Origin of the sequence: Micromonospora sp. NPDC047134 (assembly GCF_040643455.1) — a bacterium.
Classification (GTDB): Bacteria; Actinomycetota; Actinomycetes; order Mycobacteriales; family Micromonosporaceae; genus Micromonospora.
In genome coordinates this window covers 164,222-181,005 of sequence record NZ_JBEYUI010000013.1, presented here as the reverse complement: position 1 = coordinate 181,005, position 16,784 = coordinate 164,222, and the positions used below count along the sequence as shown (strand labels likewise).

Here is a 16,784-nt window from a genome sequence, read left to right as displayed (position 1 = left end):
AGATCACCCGCAGCCTCAAACGCTACATAGCCCGCCAAATCTGGCGCACCCTCGAAGCCACCGCTTGACAAACACCTTCACAGATCTTGCACTTTTCGTCGCGGCAAAAGCCGCATAGTCGGTCTTTTTGGTGACCAGAAGTGCAAGATCGCGGGGTGGGAGTGAGGGCGCGAGGGGGTGGGGCGTGGGGCGTGGGTCAGGGGTGGGGGAGGACGGGGGTGAGCATGGTGGTCAGGTGGGTGCGTTCGGCGGTGTTGTCGGTCAGGGCCAGGGTGGCGCGGTAGGCGTCGGCGGCTTCGGCCGGGCGGTTCAGGCGGCGGAGCAGGTCGGCGCGGATCGCCGGCAGATAGTGGTAGCCGGCCAGACGAGGGTCCCGGGCCAGGGTGTCCACCTCCGCCAGGGCCGACTCCGGCCCCTGCACCATGGACACCGCCACGGCTCGGTTCAGGGCGACCACCGGGGAGGGCCAGCGGGCCAGCAGCGCGTCGTAGAGTCGGAGGATCTGCGGCCAGTCGGTCGCGGCGTAGCTGGGCGCGTGGGCGTGCAGCGAGGCGATGGCGGCCTGCAGCGCGTACCGGCCCGCCCGTCCGGTGCGCAGGGCTTCGACCACCAGGCCATGACCCGTACCGATGGCGCTCCGGTCCCAGCGGGAACGGTCCTGGTCCTCCAGTCGTAGCAGCCGACCCTGGTCGTCGGTGCGGGTGGCCCGGCGGGCGTCGGTGAGCAACAGCAGGGCGAGCAGCCCGCCCACCTCGGGCTCCTGGGGCATCAACTCCCGCAGCATCCGGGCCAGGTGCAGGGCCCGGTCCACCAGGTCGGCGCGGACCAGGTCGCCGCCGGTCGGCGCGGTGTGCCCGGTGGTGAAGAGCAGGTGTACGACGGTGAGCACCGCGTCCAGCCGTTCGGGCAGTTCGGCGGAGTCCGGTACCCGGTACGGGATCCGGGCCGCTGAGATCTTCTTCTTGGCCCGGGTGAGTCGGGCCGCCATCGTCGACTCGGAGACCAGGAAGGCCCGGGCGATGTCGAGGGTGCTGACCCCGCAGACCAGACGCAGGGTGAGGGCCACCTGCGCCTCCCGGGCGAGCGCCGGATGGCAGCAGGTGAAGACCAGCCGCAGCCGATCGTCCGGTACGGCCACCTCGTCGGGCACGTCCGGATCGACCGCCTCCGGCTCCACGAGCAACGGGAGCTTGGTGCGCAACACCTGCCGCCGGCGCAGTACGTCGAGGGCCCTGCGGCGGGCGATGGCGGTCAGCCAGGCACCGGGCTTGTCCGGTACGCCGTCCCTGGTCCAGGTGCCCAGTGCGGCGACGTACGCCTCCTGGACGCATTCCTCGGCCAGGTCCAGGTCACCGGCGACCCGGGCGGTGGCGGCGAGCACGAAGACCCACTCCCGGCGATGCGCCTCGACCAGTGCCTGACCGGCGGCGCTGAGATCGCCCGGCGCGGCGCCGGTGGGATCGCGCGGGGTGGCGCCGACCGCTCCCGGTAGCGCGGCACTGCCGGACCCGGCGGGTTCCGCGCGGTCGTTCACTCCGTCGGGGCGATGAACAGGGGCCGGACCTCCACCCCGCCGTGGATGGTGGCCGGGTTCAGCTTGGCGATCTTCAGTGCCGTCTCCCGGTCGGGCGCCTCCAGCACGAAGAATCCGGCGACGACCTCCTTGGCCTCGATGAAGGGGCCGTCGGTGACGAGGTCTCCGCGTACCGCGGCGGCGGTGGTGCTCGGTTGCAGCGCGAAGCCGGTGAGGATCTGCCCGCCCAACTCGGTCACCTTCGCCGGATACTGTTCGAGTAACGCTACGTAGTCGGGGGTCAGCTCCATCGGGTCGGCCGGTGCCGGCGAGTAGATCAGCACTGCGTACTGGGGCATGGGTCCTCCTTGGATCGCTGTTCATCCTCGGCGTAACCCGCGCGGGAGGCCAGCGCGAATCGGTCAGGGTGGAAAGATCTCCACCGATCCACCCACGCGTTCAGCTCGACAGGGCAGCGCCACGCTGGTCAGCGCATCGGGTACGGCTGCCTAGACTGCCGCGGTGAGCGGAGAGCGACGGCCCTTGGCGGGGCGACCCCTGACCGAACCGCATCCGTCCCGGCTGTCGCCGGAGCATCCGGAGCGGGAGCGGATCCTGGCCGCCCACGCCGCCGCCCTGGCTGCCGGTGACGCCGGGTACCCGGACCCGGCCACCGGCCTGTTCGTACTCACCGCCGGCTTTCTGGCCCGGCGGGGCACCTGCTGCGGCCGGGGCTGCCGGCACTGTCCGTACGTGACCTGAGGGCCCCTCAGGCTGCGGCGACGAACACCCGGGAGGCCACCTCACGGGGCAGCCGGATGATCTCTCCGGAACGGTCGATGGAGACCCCGTCGCGTTCCTGGGCCACCGTGACGGTGGCACCGGGGTCCACCCCGGCGGCGTGCAACTGCCGGAGCACCTCCGCGTCGGTCTGCACGCTCTCGCAGATCCGCCGGACGACCACCTGCCCGGTCAGGCCCGGGAAGGCCAGGTTCCGCTCGCCCTCGACCGGCTCCGGCTCGGTCTCGCCCGGTGAGCCGAGATCCTCCAGGCCGGGGATGGGGTTGCCGTACGGCGACCGGGTAGGCCGGTTCAGCAGGTCGTAGACCCGCTTCTCGACCGCGTCGCTCATCACGTGCTCCCAGCGGCAGGCCTCCTCGTGGGCCTCCTCGTAGGGCATCCCGATGATGTTGACCAGCAGCAGTTCGGCGAGCCGATGCTTGCGCATCACCGAGACGGCCGTGCTGCGGCCCAGCGGGGTGAGGCTGAGATGGCGGTCGCCCTCGACGGTGAGCAGGCCGTCGCGCTCCATCCGGGCGACGGTCTGGCTGACGGTGGGGCCGCTCTGGCGCAACCGTTCGGCGATCCGGGCGCGCAGCGGCGGTACACCCTCTTCCTCGAGTTCGAGGATCGTACGCAGGTACATTTCGGTCGTATCGACCAGGTCGTGAGACTTCATGGTGTCAGCGGCCCTCCAACGATCGATGGTACCCTGCCGCACCTTCGACACCTGTCGCCGAACCGCAGCCAGGCTCACCGATGGTGTTGACTGGGCGACATGTCCGCTACCGATGATCTTCTGGTGGAGGCGGAGCAACTCGCCGCCGAACTTGCCGCGGTCGACCCGCCCACCCTGCTCGACGTCCGCTGGCGGCTGACCGGTCCGCCCGGCCGGGCCGACTACGCGGCGGGACACCTGCCGACCGCGGTCTTCGTCGACCTGGACACCGCCCTGTGCGGTCCGCCGGGACCGGCCGGTCGCCACCCCCTGCCCGACCCGGCCGCGTTGCAGTCCGCGCTGCGGGCCGCCGGGGTGCGGGCCGGTCACCCGGTGGTGGTGTACGACGGCGGTGACGGCATGGCCGCGGCCCGGGCCTGGTGGACCCTGCGGTGGGCCGGACACCGTCCGGTACGCGTCCTGCACGGCGGCTTCCCGGCCTGGTCGGCGGCCGGTCTGCCGGTCAGCACCGACGAGCCGGACCCGGCATCGGGGGACGTGACTCTCACGCCGGGGGCGTTGCCGGTGCTGGACGCGGTCGGCGCCGCCCGGTTGGCCGCCGCCGACGAGGGGGTCCTGCTCGATGTGCGTGCCGCCCCCCGGTACCGGGGCGAACACGAACCGATCGACCCGGTCGCCGGGCATGTCCCCGGGGCGGTCAACCTGCCCGCCCCGGAGTACGTCACCGAGGGGCGGTTCGGCTCTGCTGCGGCCCTGCGCGACCGGTTCATCGCCGCCGGGGTGAGTCCCAGCGCGCCGGTCGGGGCGTACTGCGGCTCCGGGGTGACGGCCGCGCAGGCCGTGCTGGCGCTGCATCTGGCCGGTCGACCGGACGCCGCGCTCTATGTCGGCTCCTGGAGCAACTGGGTGGCCGACCCACAACGGCCGGTCGCGGTCACCCCACCGTCGGGCCCCTGACCGCGCCTGCCGACCCCTGACGCCCGGCTGGTTGCGTGCGACCATGGTCAGATGTCCGAAGACACGGTGGTGGTGTGGGACGAGTCCCTGCTCGCCTACGACCTCGGTGACCACCCGCTTGACCCGGTGCGGGTGGAGTTGACCATCGCACTGGCCCGGGAACTGGGTGTGCTGCAACGGCCCGGGGTACGGCTGGTCCGGCCGTGGCTGGCCGACGAGGCGCTGCTCACCCGGGTGCACGACCAGCGTTACCTGGACGCGGTCCGGATGGCCCCCCGCGAACCGTACTTCTCCGGCTTCGGCCTGGGCACCTCGGACAATCCCATCTTCGACCGGATGCACGAGGCCAGCGCGTTGATCGCGGGCGCCTCCGTGGCCGCCGCCGAGGCGGTGTGGTGGGGGCAGGCCCGCCGGGCGGTCAACGTGGCCGGCGGCCTGCACCACGCCATGGCAGGCCGGGCCGCCGGGTTCTGTGTCTACAACGACCCGGCGGTGGCCATCGCCCGCCTGCTCGACCTCGGTGCCCAGCGGATCGCGTACGTCGATGTCGACGTGCATCACGGCGACGGGGTGCAGCAGATCTTCTGGGACGACCCCCGGGTGCTGACCGTCAGCCTGCACGAGACCCCGCTGGCGCTGTTCCCCGGCACCGGCTTTCCCGACGAGACCGGCGGCCCGGGTGCCGAGGGCACCGCGGTCAACGTCCCGTTGCCGCCGGGTGTCTCCGACGCCGGTTGGCAGCGGGCCTTCCACGCGATCGTGCCGTCGGTGCTGCGGGCCTTCCGCCCTCAGTTGCTGTTCACCCAGTGCGGCGCGGACGCCCACCGCAGCGATCCCCTGGCCGACCTGCATCTGTCCGTCGACGGTCAGCGGGCCACCTACCTGGCCCTGCGGGCCCTCGCCGACGAACTGTGCGAGGGGCGCTGGGTGGCCACCGGTGGCGGCGGGTACGCCCTGGTGGAGGTGGTGCCTCGGGCCTGGACCCACCTGCTGGCGGTGGCCACCGGGGCGCCGCTGGACCCGGCCACCCTGACCCCGCCGGCCTGGCGGGACCTGGCCGCCCAGCGTCGGCCCGGCACGGAGGTGCCGCTGCGGATGACCGACGACGTCGATCCGGGGTACGAGCCGTGGCAGCCCACCGGCGAGCCGAACCCGGTGGACCGGGCGATCGCGGCGACCCGCAAGGCGGTCTTCCCGTTGCTCGGCCTCGACCCGCACGATCCGCGCGACTGAGTCGGCCAGGGGAGGGCCGCCCGAGGTGACCACAGCAGAACATGCCATCGACGTCCTGCTCAGCGATGGCGCAACGGTCCAGTTGCGACCGATCCAACCGTCGGACGCCCCGGCGATCGTCGCCATGCACGCCCGGTTCTCCGAGCGCACCCGGTACCTGCGCTACTTCTCGCCGTACCCCCGCATTCCCGAGCGGGACCTCCAGCGGTTCGTCAACGTCGACCATGTAGACCGGGAGGCCTTCGTGGTGCTGGCCGGCGAGCGGATCGTCGCGGTCGGCCGCTACGAGCGGCTCGGCCCGGCCGCACCCGATGCCGAGGTGGCCTTCGTGGTGGAGGACGCCTACCAGGGGCGGGGGATCGGCTCGGTGCTGCTGGAACACCTGGCCGACGCCGCCCGCCGGGCCGGCATCGTCAACTTCGTCGCCGAGGTGCTGCCGGCCAACGGCGCCATGTTGCGGGTCTTCGCCGACTTCGGCTACCAGGTGCAGCAGCAGTTCGCCGATGGGGTGGTGCACCTGACCTTCCCGATCGCTCCCACCGAGGCGACCCTGGAGGTGCAGCGCGGCCGGGAGCAGCGGACCGAGGCCCGCTCCATCGCCCGGCTGCTGGCCCCCCGGGGTGTGGCCGTCTACGGGGCCAGCGCGACCGGCCAGGGGGTCGGCGCGGCCGTGCTCGGGCACCTGCGGGACGGGGGCTTCACCGGCTCGGTGGTGCCGGTGCATCCCCACGCGACCCGGGTCGCCGGGCTGCCCGCGTACCCCTCGGCGGCCGACGCGGGGCTGCCGGTGGATCTGGCGGTGGTGGCCGTGCCACCGGAGTCCGCGTCCGAGGTGGTAGCGGACGCGGCCAAGGCCGGGGTGCACGGCCTGGTGGTCATCTCCGCTGGCTTCGCCGAGGCCGGGGTACAGGGTGCGGCCGCGCAACGGACCCTGGTCCGGGCGGCCCACGCGGCGGGCATGCGGGTGATCGGCCCGAACTGCCTGGGGGTGGCCAACACCGACCCGACCGTACGCCTCAACGCCACCCTGGCCCCCCGCCTGCCGGTGCCCGGCCGGGTCGGCATCTTCAGTCAGTCCGGTGCCTTCGGGGTGGCGCTGCTGGCCGAGGCGGATCGACGTGGCCTGGGCCTGTCCAGCTTCGTGTCGGCCGGTAACCGGGCCGACGTGTCCGGCAACGACCTGTTGCAGTACTGGCAGGACGACCCGGCCACCGACGTGATCATGCTGTACCTGGAGACCTTCGGTAACCCGCGCAAGTTCGCCCGGCTGGCCCGGCGCATCGGCCGGGACAAGCCGGTGGTGGCGTTGGCCTCCCCGGCCCGCCCACCCGGGGTGGGGGACTCCGTGGGCCCGGACGAGGCGGCCGTCAGCGCCCTGTTCGCCCAGTCCGGGGTGATCCGGGTGGACACCGTGGCCGAGTTGCTCGATGTCGGGGTGCTGCTGGCCAACCAGCCGCTGCCGGCCGGTGACCGGGTGGGCATCGTCGGCAACTCCTCGGCGTTGACCGGGCTGGCGGCGACCGCCTGTATGGCCGCCGGGCTGACCGTCGCGGTGGGTTACCCCCGGGACGTCGGTCCACGGGCCAGCGCCTTCGACTTCGCCGAGGCGCTGGCCGCCGCCGCGCAGGACGAGAACGTCGACGCCCTGGTGGCACTCTTCGCCCCACCCCTGCCTGGCCAGCTGACCGGCACGGAGGCGGACTTCGCGGCCGCCCTGCCGGTGGCGTTGACCGCCGACAAGCCTGCCGTGGCGACCTTCCTGGTCGGCCGGACCCCGGCCGGAGTGCCCGCCTACCCGAGTGTGGAGGAGGCCGTCCGCGCCCTGGCCCGGGTCACCGCGTACGCCGACTGGCTGCGCCGACCCCCCGGGGTGCTGCCCGAACTGTCCGACGTCGACCCCCAGGCGGTGCAGGCGGCGTTGCGCGGGGACGGAGCCGACAGCGCGGCCCTGCTCGCCGCGTACGGCATCGAGGTGATCGAGTCCGTGCCGGCCGATTCGGCCGGGGAGGCGGTCGAGGCGGCGACCCGGCTCGGCTTCCCGGTGGCCCTGAAGGCCGCCGCCGCCGGTCTGCGGCACCGCCTCGATCTCGGCGCGGTACGGCTGGATCTGGCCGACCCCGCCACCGTACGCCGCACCTATGCGGAACTGGCGACGACCTTCGGCACCCAGGTGCTGGTGCAACCGATGGTCCCGCCCGGGGTGGCCTGTGTGGTCGAGGTGGTGGAGGATCCGGCCTTCGGTCCGGTGGTCGGTTTCGGGCTGGGTGGGGTCGCCACCGAGTTGCTCGGCGACCGGGCCTGGCGGGCTGTCCCGCTGACCGACCGTGACGCCGCCGAACTGGTGGACGCGCCGCGCGCGGCACCCCTGCTGCACGGGCACCGGGGAGCCGATCCGGTGGACCGGGGGGCCCTGATCGACCTGCTGTTGCGGGTCGGACGGTTGGCGGACGAACAGCCCCGGGTCCGTTCCCTGACCCTGAACCCGGTACTGGCCCGGCCGGACGGTTTGTCGGTGCTGCACGCCAGTGTCGGGGTGGGCTCCGCGGTAGCCCGCCCCGACACTGGCCCCCGTCGACTGTGAAGCGTCGGCGCGGCGGCACCCGCGATCGATCAGGCCCGGCTGGAAATCTGTTGCACCGCCCAGGCGTTACCGTCCGGGTCCGCGAAGTGGATGAAGCCGACATTGTCCAGCGGGTCCGGCACCGGGTGCGGGTTCTCGCCCAGCACCTGGATCTCGCTGACCTCGACGCCGCGTTCGAGTAGCTGGGTCCGCGCCTTGTGCAGGTCCGGTACGACGAGCTGGAGTCCCTTCAGCGACCCCGGCGGCATCTGCGGCACCGCGCCCTTGCCGATCACTATCGAGCAGCCGGAGCCCGGCGGGGTCAACTGCACCAGCCGGATGTCGTCGTTGATGACGGTGTCGTGGTCGACCGTGAAACCGAGTTGGTCGGCGTAGAAGGCCTTGGCCCGGTCGAGGTCCGAGACCGGTACGACGACCACTTCCAGTGTCCAGTTCATGGCTTCACTCCTGGTGTTGTCGCCAGCAGTCCGGCGAGTCGGATGTAGCTCTCGGTGACGCCGCGGGCCATCGGGTAGCGCAGGGCCGTGGCCCGCCCGTCGGGGCTGGCGAAACGCAGCGTGGTGGTCACCGTGGTGCGCCCGGCCAGCTCGGTGAATTCGTGGTCGACCAGGGTCTCGCCGGGGTACGACTGATCGTCGAACAGTTCGGTGTAGACCAGCCGGTGGGGCGGGTCAAGCCGACACGACGAGGTCGGCTCCGGTGAACCACCGGGGCCGACCTCGCAGTTCATCTCACCCGCTCAGCAGGCGTACGCCTCCAGTCGCTGGGCCCGCTCCGGTGCCCGCAGCTTGAGCAGGGTGACCTTCTCGATCTGCCGGATGCGCTCACGGGACAGGCCGAACTCCCGGCCGACTTCGTCCAGGGTGCGCTGGCGGCCGTCGTCCAGCCCGAACCGCAGCCGGATCACCGCCTGCTCACGCTGGGACAGGGTGGCCAGCACGATGCTCACCTCGTTGCGCAGCTCCCCCTGAACGGCTTCGTCGGCGACCATGGGGTCGGCGGCGGCGACGAAGTCACCCAGGGCACTCTCGCCGTCCTCGCCGACGGTCTGGTCCAGACTCACCGGCTCCCGGTCGTACGAGATCAGCTCGATCACCTGGAACTCGGGCACGTCGAGGGCCCGGGCGATCTCGGCGACGGTGGGTTCGCGGCCCAGCGACACCGCCAGCTCGCGGCGGGCCCGGACCATCCGGTTGACCTGCTCGACCATGTGGACCGGGATGCGGATGGTGCGGGCCTGGTCGGCCATGGCGCGGGTGATGGCCTGTCGGATCCACCAGGTGGCGTAGGTGGAGAACTTGTAGCCCTTGGTGTAGTCGAACTTCTCGACGGCGCGGATGAGGCCGAGGTTGCCTTCCTGGATGAGGTCGAGGAAGGCCATGCCGCGACCGGTGTACCGCTTCGCGATGCTGACCACCAGGCGGAGGTTGGCCTCCAGCAGGTGGTTCTTCGCGGCCTGCCCCTCCTGCACGACCACCGTAAGGTCGGCGCGTAGCTCGGCGGAGACCGGAGTGCAGGTGCTCAGCTTCTCCTCGGCGAAGAGCCCGGCCTCGATCCGCTTCGCCAGATCGACCTCCTGGGCGGCGGTGAGCAGCTTGGTGCGGCCGATGCCGTTGAGGTAGGCGCGGACCAGGTCGGTGGAGACGCCGCGCTCGTCGGTGGCGTCCAGGTCGGTCAGGGTGTCGATGCCGGGCTCGGCCTCGATGCCGACGCGCGTCTGGTGCTCCATCATCTGCAGACCCATCTCCGTCTCCCCGTTTCGTCCGTGCGGTGTTGCGTGGCCAGTTCTGCCGGTGACACACAGCTTGGCGGTCGGGGCGTAAAACGGGAGTGAGGCGATCGAGAACCTGACAGCACCACATCGGTCGGATCGGTTGATTCGCCCGGTTCGGGTTGCTCACTCCGGTTACCGTGCCTGCGGTCGGGCCGACCAGGTGGTCTGCCGAGGTGGGACAGAGACGGTCGAGTAACGGAGGCAACGGTGGTATTCAAGCGACTCATGCAGGCGATGGGAGTCGGTGGTCCCACGGTGCAGACGGTGTTGACGAATCCGAACTGTCGGCCGGGAGGCCAACTGGAGGGCACCGTCACGGTCGGCGGCGGAGACCACCCGGTGGACATCTCGTACGTGGCGCTGGGGTTGCAGACCCGGGTCGAGGTGGAGAGCGGCGACAGCGAGTACTCGACCAACCAGGAGTTCCACCGGCAGCACGTCACCGGGGCCTTCCGGCTGGAAGCCGGACAACGGCACGACATCCCGTTCCGCTTCGAGGTGCCCTGGGAAACCCCGGTGACCGAACTGTACGGACGGCACCTGACCGGGATGACCATGGGGCTGCGTACGGAGCTGGAGGTGGCCCGGGCCGTCGACTCCAGCGACCTGGACGCGGTGGCGGTGCACCCCCTGCCGGCCAGGAGCGGCTGCTGGAGGCGTTGCTGCGGTTGGGTTTCCGGTTCGCCCGGGCCGACCTGGAACGGGGGCACATCTACGGCGTGCACCAGACCCTGCCGTTCTACCAGGAGATCGAGTTCTATCCGGCCCCGCAGTACGCCGGCGCGATGAACCAACTGGAGGTCACCTTCATCGCCGACCCCCGACAGGTGCAGGTGGTGTTGGAGCTGGACAAGCGCGGCGGGCTGTTCACCGAGGGTAGGGACGTCTTCGGCCGGTTCACCATGGACCACGCGACCCTGGACCAGACCGACTGGGCCGCCCAACTCGACGGCTGGCTGCGGCAGTCCCTGCGACGCCGAGGACTCTTCGGCTGACCTCCCGGGCCGCCCCCACCGCCCGGATGGGGGCGGCCCGGTCGTCAGAGGTCGAGCAGGATGGTGCGGGGGCCGACGTTGACGCTCTCCACCAGCATGTGCGCCCGGAAGCGACCGGTGTGGACCTGGGCGCCACGCTGACGCAGCGCCTCGACGACCGCCTCCACCAGGGGCTCGGCCACCCCGGCCGGGGCCGCGGCCGTCCAGGAGGGGCGGCGCCCCTTGCGGGCGTCGCCGTACAGGGTGAACTGGCTGACCACCAGGATCGGCGCGGCGACCTCGGCGGCGGAGCGTTCCTCGTCGAGGATCCGCAGCTCATGCACCTTGCGGGCCATCGTTCGGGCAATGTCCAGGGTGTCGGTGTGGGTCACCCCGACCAGCACCAGCAGCCCGTCGGTGATCGCCCCGACCACCTCGCCGTCGACCGTGACGCTGGCCCGCCCGACGGTCTGCACCACCGCGCGCACTAGGCCGCCACCGGCTCGATGAAGCCCCGCTCCACCAGGTGCGCCACGATCGGGCCGGCGGCCTCGGCCAACTCCTCCACGGCGACGTCGTGCGCCACGGCGAGCAGGGCGAGCTGGTCCCGCAGTGGCAGCCGCCCGTCGGCGCCGCCGACCAGGGCCAGCACCAGGGGGTCGATCTCCTCGTTCCAGCGCAGCCCGTGCGGCATGGTCAGGACCTGACGATCCACCCCCCAGCCTTCCTCGCCCATGGTGGCCTCCTGGTGCAGCCGCAGCCCCTCGGCGGCGCGGTAGCGGGCGGCCAGCAGGCCCTCGGTGCCCTGCTGCCGCAGCCAGTCCTGCCGGTCGAACCAGGTGGCGATGCGCTCACCCAGGGGGGACTGCACCCGCTGGCGCAGATCCTCGACCCGTACGACCGGGTCGTCGTGGCCACTTCGTCGCAGCGAGACGATGCCGAAGCCGATCGCCTCCACCTTGTGCGCGTCGAACCAGTCCAGCCAGTCCGCCATCCGCTGGGGGTCGGCTACCTCACCGACGTCGGTGAGCCACAGGTTGACGTACGCCATCGGGTCGGCCACCTCGCGCTGGATGACCCAGGCGTCCAGCCCGGTGTCGGCGAACCAGCCGGTCACCCGCTCCGCCCAGTCCTCGCCGGTCACATGCACCCAGTTGGCCAGGTACTGCATGGTGCCGCCCTCGGTGAGCAGGCCCGGCGCGGCGGCGGCCAGCTCGGCGCCGATCGCGTCACCCACCCGGCCGGAGTCGCGGTACACGTGGGTGGTGATGCCCGGCCCGACCACGAAGGGCGGGTTGCTCACCACCAGGTCGAAGCGGCGCCCGGCCACCGGCGCCACCATGTCCCCGCGCAGCAGCTCCCAGTCCTGGCCGTTGAGGGCCGCGGTGGTGGCGGCGAAGCGCAGGGCCCGCCGGGAGACGTCCGTGGCGGTGACCCGCCGGGCGTGGGTGCTCAGGTGCAGGGCCTGCACCCCGGAGCCGGTGCCCAGATCCAGGGCGGTCTCCACCGGCCGTCGGACGGCGGCGCCGATCATGGTCTGGGTGGCCCCGCCGATGCCGAGCACGTGTTCGGCGTGCAGCGGGCGGCCGGGGCGGGCGCTGGCCGGCACGTCCGCCAGCACCCACCAGTCGTCCTCGTACGGTTCCAGGTCCAGGCCCATCCGCAGACCCTCGCCGTGCCGTTCGACCAGTCCGGCCTCCAGCGCCTCGGCGATCGACAGCGGGGCCAGGGCCGCCGCGACGGCGGCCTCCGGCTCGGTCTGCTCGCAGATGAACATCCGGATCAGGGTGGCCAGGGGATCCCGGTCGGTGGTGGCGCGCAGCGCGGCTCGGAAGTCGTTGCGGGCCACCCCACCGGTCGCCGTCGAGCCGAGCCGGGCGGCGATGCCGTTGGCGGTGAAGCCGGCGTTGGTCAGTGCGGTTCGCAGCGCGTCGACGCCGGCGGGAGAGAGCAGCATGTCGTGTCCGTCCACCCTGTCATCCTGCCTGGTCGCACCGCCCTCTACTGCTAGCACCCGTGACATCTGAAGTCAATCGATGCACATCTCTGTTATATCCATCGATCTAGCGCTAGCATCTCCTGCAACTCAATCCACGGGCGGGTCGTCCGGCCAGAACCCGGTCGGCTGCCCAGGTAAGGGAGGCAAGACGATGTCCTCAGGGTCCCCCGCGCGGCGCAGCCTCATCCGGGCGTTCGCCGTCGTCGCCACCGCGGCGGCCGTCTCCGCGGCCACCACCACCGCTGCGGTAGCCGCACCCACCGGCGAGATCCGCGGTGCCGGCGCGTCGAACGCGATCAGCGGAAGTTACCTTGTAGTTCTTCGCTCTGACGCGGTCGGCACCGCCGGCTCGTCGGCCGCCCGGGCCGCCGTCCCGGACCGGGCCAGCGCCCTGGTCAAGCGGTACGGGGGCAGTGTCTCCGACGTGTTCAGCGCCGCGCTGACCGGCTTCTCCGTCAAGATGACCGCCGCCCAGGCCGCCCGGCTGGCCGCCAACCCGGCGGTGGAGTACGTGGAGCAGGACCAGAAGATCACCCTGGCGGCCACCCAGACCAACCCGACCTGGGGCCTGGACCGCATCGACCAGCGTAACCGTCCGCTGAGCGGCACCTTCACCTACCCGAACACGGCCACCAACGTGCGGGCGTACATCATCGACACCGGCATCCGGACCACCCACGGCCAGTTCGGTGGCCGCGCCACCTGGGGCACCAACACGGTGGACAGCAACAACACCGACTGCAACGGCCACGGCACCCACGTCGCCGGCACGGTCGGCGGCTCGACCTACGGTGTCGCCAAGGGGGTCCGCCTGATCGCGGTCAAGGTGCTCAACTGCTCCGGCAGCGGCACCACCACCGGTGTGATCAACGGCGTGAACTGGGTGACCGCCAACGCGGTGAAGCCGGCCGTGGCCAACATGAGCCTCGGCGGTGGGGTCAGCAGCACCCTCGACAACGCGGTGGCCAACTCGATCCGCGCCGGCATCAGCTACGCCGTGGCAGCCGGCAACTCGAACGCCAACGCCTGCAACTCCTCGCCGGCCCGTACCTCGACCGCGATCACGGTCGGCTCGACGACCAGCACGGACGCCCGGTCGTCCTTCTCCAACTACGGCTCCTGCGTGCACATCTTCGCCCCGGGCTCCAGCGTGCTGTCCGCGTACCACACCAGCAACACCGCCACCAGCACCCTGAGCGGCACCTCGATGGCCGCGCCGCACGTGGCCGGCGCCGCCGCCCTGGTCCTGTCGGCCAACCCCTCCTGGACCCCGGCCCAGGTCAAGACCTACCTGGTCAACAACGCCACCACCGGCGTGGTGACCAGCCCGGGCAGCGGCTCCCCGAACCGCCTGCTGTACGTGGTCAACTGATCCTCAGCTGAGACCGGCCCGGTGGATCACCGATCCACCGGGCCGCCTCATGCCGCCAGATCGACCAGCACGGTCACCGGACCCTCGGGCACACTCCCGGCGACGCTCCACGGGGGCAAGGTCGGACTGGTGACGGGTTCGGCGCGCCTCGGGCATCCGGCGCCGGTGGCCCGGGCCGGTAGGGAAACATGACTGCCATGACCCTCGTACTGCCCATTGACCCGGAGGCGAACCGGCTGCTGGCCTCTGATCCGTTGGCCCTGCTCGTCGGCATGGTGCTGGATCAGCAGGTGTCGATGGAGAAGGCGTTCTCTTCTCCGTACGTGCTGACTCAGCGACTCGGCCACGACCTGGACGCCCGGGAGATCGCCGGGTACGACCCGGAGGCCCTGGTGGCCCTCTTCGCCCAGCCGCCGGCCCTGCACCGGTTCCCCAAGGCGATGGCGGCCCGGGTGCAGGAGGTGTGCCGGGCGCTGGTCGAGCAGTACGACGGCGATGCCGCCCGGCTCTGGGCCGAGGTGCCGGACGGGGCGCAACTGCTCGCCCGGATCACCGCCCTGCCCGGCTTCGGTCGGCAGAAGGGGCAGATCTTCCTCGCGCTGCTCGGCAAACGGTTCGGGGTGCAACCGCCCGGCTGGCGGGAGGCGGCCGGCGACTACGGCGACCCGGAGGCCCACCGCTCCGTGGCCGATGTCACCGACGCGGAGTCGCTGCGCCTGGTCCGTGAGTACAAGCAGCAGATGAAGGCGGCGGCGAAGGCGAAGGCCGCCGGGGCCTGATCGCCGGCCGGATTCCGCCTTCGGTCTGGCGGCCCGGGTCGATCGTCAGGCGGCGCTGGGCTGGGCCAGGGCGGCGATGGCCCGTCGCACGTCGGCCAGTGAGACCGTGGCGGAGTCGTCCAGGTCGGCGAGGCCGGCCTCGATCCACTGCCGCATCAGGGTGGTCACCCCGATGCCCCGGGCGTCGGCCGCTTCCCGGACCCGCTCGTAGGTCTCCAGGGGCAGCCTGACCGAGCGGCTGACCATCGGGGTGTCGGTGTCGGGGACGGGTAGCTCCACGGGTCGGCTCTCGTCGATCAACTCGGCGAGTCGCTCGCCGCCGCCGTGGAACTGCTTGGTCGCGTCGTGACGGTCCATCGTCACCGCCTCCTGCTCTCCGGGGATCTTCGTACGGCCTCGTCGTAGCGCTTGGCCTCGATGTCACTCAACTCGCGGGCGGACAGGACGTCCCAGTCGTTGTCGGCCCCGTCGGCCTCGGCCAGCAGTACGGCGATCCGCCGCCCCTGGGCGGTGCTGGCGTAGACCACCATCACGTCGTCGCCGAGGTGGCGGATGACTCGCCGACCGCTGTGCAGCGCCGCCCAGACTTCCCCCGGTGTGACGTCGTAGACCCGCAGGTTGGCCAACGCCTCGTCGGTGAAGCTGAACCGGCTGCCCACGGCGAGAGCGTACCACGCACGTAACACGGCATCCCGGGGCCGACAATCCTCGTCGGCGGGCCGGTGGCAGTGACAGGATGGGGAACAATCCCGAGGAGGTAGAGGGTGAAGCGTCAGGCGTACCGACCGATCCTCATCACCGACGCCTCGCGAAGCCAGGACGACCAACTGACCACCCGGCAACGGCGCTACATCGTGATGATGGGCATCCGGGTGGCCTGTCTGATCGTCGGTGCCATCCTGGTCAGCGCCCGCACACCCCTGCTCTGGCTCTGGTTGCCCCTGCTGGCGGTGGGCATGCTGGTCGTCCCCTGGCTGGCGGTGCTGCTCGCCAACGACCGCCCGCCGAAGGAGCGACACCGGCTGGCCAACCGGTTCCGGGCCGGCCGGTCGACCGAGGCCCCGGCGATGAGTCTCACCACCGAGGAACGACCCCACAAGATCATCGACGGCGAGCCCTGACGGCCGGGTAGCCGGTGCTGCCCACCGCCCCCGTGGTACCGGTTCTGCCCACGGGGGCGGTGTCGTCTGTCTCGCGGGACCGCGCGGCCGGATCAGTCGCTCGGGCGGGCGCCGACCTGGGAGACCGCCGCCGCACCGAGGCGGGTGGCCCGCTCCAGGGCGGCGTGGGGCGGTGCCCCGGCCAGCCACGCGGTCAGCAGCCCGGCGGCGAAGGCGTCACCGGCTCCGGTCACGTCCGTCACCGCCACCCGGCGCGCCGGAATGGCCACGATCGTCGGCTGCCGGTCCACCCAGGTAGCGCCGGCCGCCCCCTGCTTGACCACCACCCGTCGGGCCGAGGCCGCCAGGGCCCGCCCCTGCGCCACCGGATCCAGCCCGCCGGCCAACACGGCCGCCTCGTCGGTGTTCACCAGCAGCACATCCACCCCGCGTACCCAGGACAGGAAGGCCGCCGCCCTGGCCGCCCGCAGGGGTGCCGCGGAGGCCGCGTCGACGCTGGTGGTCAGGCCCTGCTGACGGGCGAGGGCCAGCGCGTGCAGCCCGGCCGGTCGGGAACCGGGGTCCAGCAGGACGTACCCGGACAGGTGCAGATGGGTCGCCTCCGGTGCCCCGGCCAGGGCCTGCTCGACATGCTCCGGGGTCAACCGCAGGTTAGCTCCACGCTCGGTGATCATGGTGCGTTCATCGCCTGCGGCCAGCACGATCACCGTGCCGGTGGGGCATCCGGCGATCCGGGCCACGGCACAGTCCACCCCAGCGGCGATCAACTCCGCCACCCGGTCCCGCCCTGCGGCGTCGTCACCGACCGCGGCGACGAGCGTCACCGGCACCCCCTGGGCGGCCAGCCAGGCGGCCGTGTTGGCGGCCTGACCGCCCCCGGTGAACCGGATCTCCGCCGCCGTGTCCGAGCCGGACGCCAGCGGGCCGGCCAGCATCGCCACCACGTCGGTGATCACGTCACCGACTACCAGGATCCGACCGCCCTGACCGGCCGGGTCGGGTCTCGCAGGGTCGGAGGGCAC

At 72.0% G+C, this 16,784-nt stretch carries 18 protein-coding genes and 1 pseudogene; 8 read left to right on the top strand and 11 right to left on the bottom strand.

What is annotated here, in order from left to right; all coding sequences use genetic code 11:
• Window positions 1-196: 196 nt before the first annotated feature.
• Together ABZ795_RS17795 and ABZ795_RS17790 are read right to left on the bottom strand one after the other, a co-directional pair.
• A complete protein-coding gene (locus ABZ795_RS17795) occupies window positions 197-1,414 on the bottom strand; it encodes an RNA polymerase sigma factor (protein ID WP_357531146.1) in 1,218 nt (405 codons plus the stop codon).
• Window positions 1,415-1,530: 116 nt separating this feature from the next.
• A complete protein-coding gene (locus ABZ795_RS17790; protein ID WP_327022120.1) occupies window positions 1,531-1,872 on the bottom strand; it encodes a YciI family protein in 342 nt (113 codons plus the stop codon).
• 163 nt (window positions 1,873-2,035) lie between these two features.
• On the opposite strand from ABZ795_RS17790, the gene ABZ795_RS17785 reads away from it, so the two are divergent.
• The gene (locus ABZ795_RS17785; RefSeq protein ID WP_357531133.1) at window positions 2,036-2,275 is read left to right on the top strand and encodes a DUF5522 domain-containing protein; all 240 of its coding nucleotides are present in this window, start codon (window positions 2,036-2,038) and stop codon (window positions 2,273-2,275) included.
• Window positions 2,276-2,282: 7 nt separating this feature from the next.
• Here the strand turns inward: ABZ795_RS17785 and ABZ795_RS17780 are convergent, their stop codons facing one another.
• Window positions 2,283-2,972: a metal-dependent transcriptional regulator gene (locus ABZ795_RS17780; protein WP_327022118.1), complete on the bottom strand. Its 690-nt coding sequence runs from the start codon at window positions 2,970-2,972 to the stop codon at window positions 2,283-2,285.
• 99 nt (window positions 2,973-3,071) lie between these two features.
• Between ABZ795_RS17780 and ABZ795_RS17775 the strand changes: the two genes are divergently transcribed.
• Genes ABZ795_RS17775 through ABZ795_RS17765 form a run of 3 tightly spaced genes read left to right on the top strand, consistent with a single transcriptional unit; the run spans window position 3,072 to window position 7,743 of the window.
• Entirely contained in the window at window positions 3,072-3,929 is an 858-nt protein-coding gene (locus ABZ795_RS17775) for a sulfurtransferase (protein ID WP_357531132.1), read from the top strand.
• 51 nt (window positions 3,930-3,980) lie between these two features.
• Window positions 3,981-5,162: an acetoin utilization protein AcuC gene (locus tag ABZ795_RS17770; protein WP_357531131.1), complete on the top strand. Its 1,182-nt coding sequence runs from the start codon at window positions 3,981-3,983 to the stop codon at window positions 5,160-5,162.
• A 25-nt stretch (window positions 5,163-5,187) separates the two neighbouring features.
• Window positions 5,188-7,743, top strand: coding sequence for a GNAT family N-acetyltransferase (locus ABZ795_RS17765; RefSeq protein WP_357531130.1), 2,556 nt, complete (start codon window positions 5,188-5,190; stop codon window positions 7,741-7,743).
• A gap of 29 nt (window positions 7,744-7,772) precedes the next feature.
• Here ABZ795_RS17765 and ABZ795_RS17760 read toward each other — a convergent pair whose 3' ends face one another.
• Genes ABZ795_RS17760 through sigB form a run of 3 tightly spaced genes read right to left on the bottom strand, consistent with a single transcriptional unit; the run spans window position 7,773 to window position 9,487 of the window.
• A complete protein-coding gene (locus tag ABZ795_RS17760) occupies window positions 7,773-8,180 on the bottom strand; it encodes a VOC family protein (RefSeq protein ID WP_327022114.1) in 408 nt (135 codons plus the stop codon).
• Complete coding sequence (locus tag ABZ795_RS17755) at window positions 8,177-8,473, bottom strand: SRPBCC domain-containing protein (RefSeq protein ID WP_357531129.1); 297 nt, start codon at window positions 8,471-8,473, stop codon at window positions 8,177-8,179. The genes ABZ795_RS17760 and ABZ795_RS17755 overlap by 4 nt, the downstream gene beginning before the upstream one ends.
• A gap of 9 nt (window positions 8,474-8,482) precedes the next feature.
• Complete coding sequence (gene sigB / locus ABZ795_RS17750) at window positions 8,483-9,487, bottom strand: RNA polymerase sigma factor SigB (RefSeq protein ID WP_327022112.1); 1,005 nt, start codon at window positions 9,485-9,487, stop codon at window positions 8,483-8,485.
• A gap of 237 nt (window positions 9,488-9,724) precedes the next feature.
• Between sigB and ABZ795_RS17745 the strand changes: the two are divergent.
• Window positions 9,725-10,512 (top strand): annotated as a pseudogene (locus ABZ795_RS17745) (sporulation protein).
• Window positions 10,513-10,556: 44 nt separating this feature from the next.
• On the opposite strand, the gene dtd reads toward ABZ795_RS17745, so the two are convergent.
• Window positions 10,557-10,979, bottom strand: a complete 423-nt coding sequence (gene dtd, locus ABZ795_RS17740) for a D-aminoacyl-tRNA deacylase (RefSeq protein WP_357531128.1) — start codon at window positions 10,977-10,979, stop codon at window positions 10,557-10,559.
• Complete coding sequence (locus ABZ795_RS17735; RefSeq protein WP_357531127.1) at window positions 10,979-12,463, bottom strand: methyltransferase; 1,485 nt, start codon at window positions 12,461-12,463, stop codon at window positions 10,979-10,981. Before ABZ795_RS17735 ends, dtd begins: the two co-directional genes overlap by 1 nt.
• 178 nt (window positions 12,464-12,641) lie before the next feature.
• Here ABZ795_RS17735 and ABZ795_RS17730 point away from each other — a divergent pair, with 178 nt between their 5' ends.
• Both ABZ795_RS17730 and ABZ795_RS17725 read left to right on the top strand, forming a co-directional pair.
• Window positions 12,642-13,862, top strand: coding sequence for a S8 family peptidase (locus tag ABZ795_RS17730; RefSeq protein WP_357531126.1), 1,221 nt, complete (start codon window positions 12,642-12,644; stop codon window positions 13,860-13,862).
• A gap of 197 nt (window positions 13,863-14,059) precedes the next feature.
• Window positions 14,060-14,641: an HhH-GPD-type base excision DNA repair protein gene (locus ABZ795_RS17725; RefSeq protein ID WP_357531125.1), complete on the top strand. Its 582-nt coding sequence runs from the start codon at window positions 14,060-14,062 to the stop codon at window positions 14,639-14,641.
• Between the two features lie 45 nt (window positions 14,642-14,686).
• Here ABZ795_RS17725 and ABZ795_RS17720 read toward each other — a convergent pair whose 3' ends face one another.
• Both ABZ795_RS17720 and ABZ795_RS17715 read right to left on the bottom strand, forming a co-directional pair.
• Window positions 14,687-14,998, bottom strand: coding sequence for a hypothetical protein (locus ABZ795_RS17720; protein WP_327027207.1), 312 nt, complete (start codon window positions 14,996-14,998; stop codon window positions 14,687-14,689).
• Between the two features lie 2 nt (window positions 14,999-15,000).
• A complete protein-coding gene (locus ABZ795_RS17715; protein ID WP_357531124.1) occupies window positions 15,001-15,300 on the bottom strand; it encodes a hypothetical protein in 300 nt (99 codons plus the stop codon).
• A gap of 105 nt (window positions 15,301-15,405) precedes the next feature.
• Here ABZ795_RS17715 and ABZ795_RS17710 point away from each other — a divergent pair, with 105 nt between their 5' ends.
• Window positions 15,406-15,762 (top strand): DUF3099 domain-containing protein, encoded by a 357-nt coding sequence (locus tag ABZ795_RS17710; protein ID WP_327022101.1) that lies wholly within the window; start codon window positions 15,406-15,408, stop codon window positions 15,760-15,762.
• 92 nt (window positions 15,763-15,854) lie between these two features.
• Here the strand turns inward: ABZ795_RS17710 and ABZ795_RS17705 are convergent, their stop codons facing one another.
• Window positions 15,855-16,784, bottom strand: a complete 930-nt coding sequence (locus ABZ795_RS17705) for a PfkB family carbohydrate kinase (RefSeq protein WP_357531123.1) — start codon at window positions 16,782-16,784, stop codon at window positions 15,855-15,857.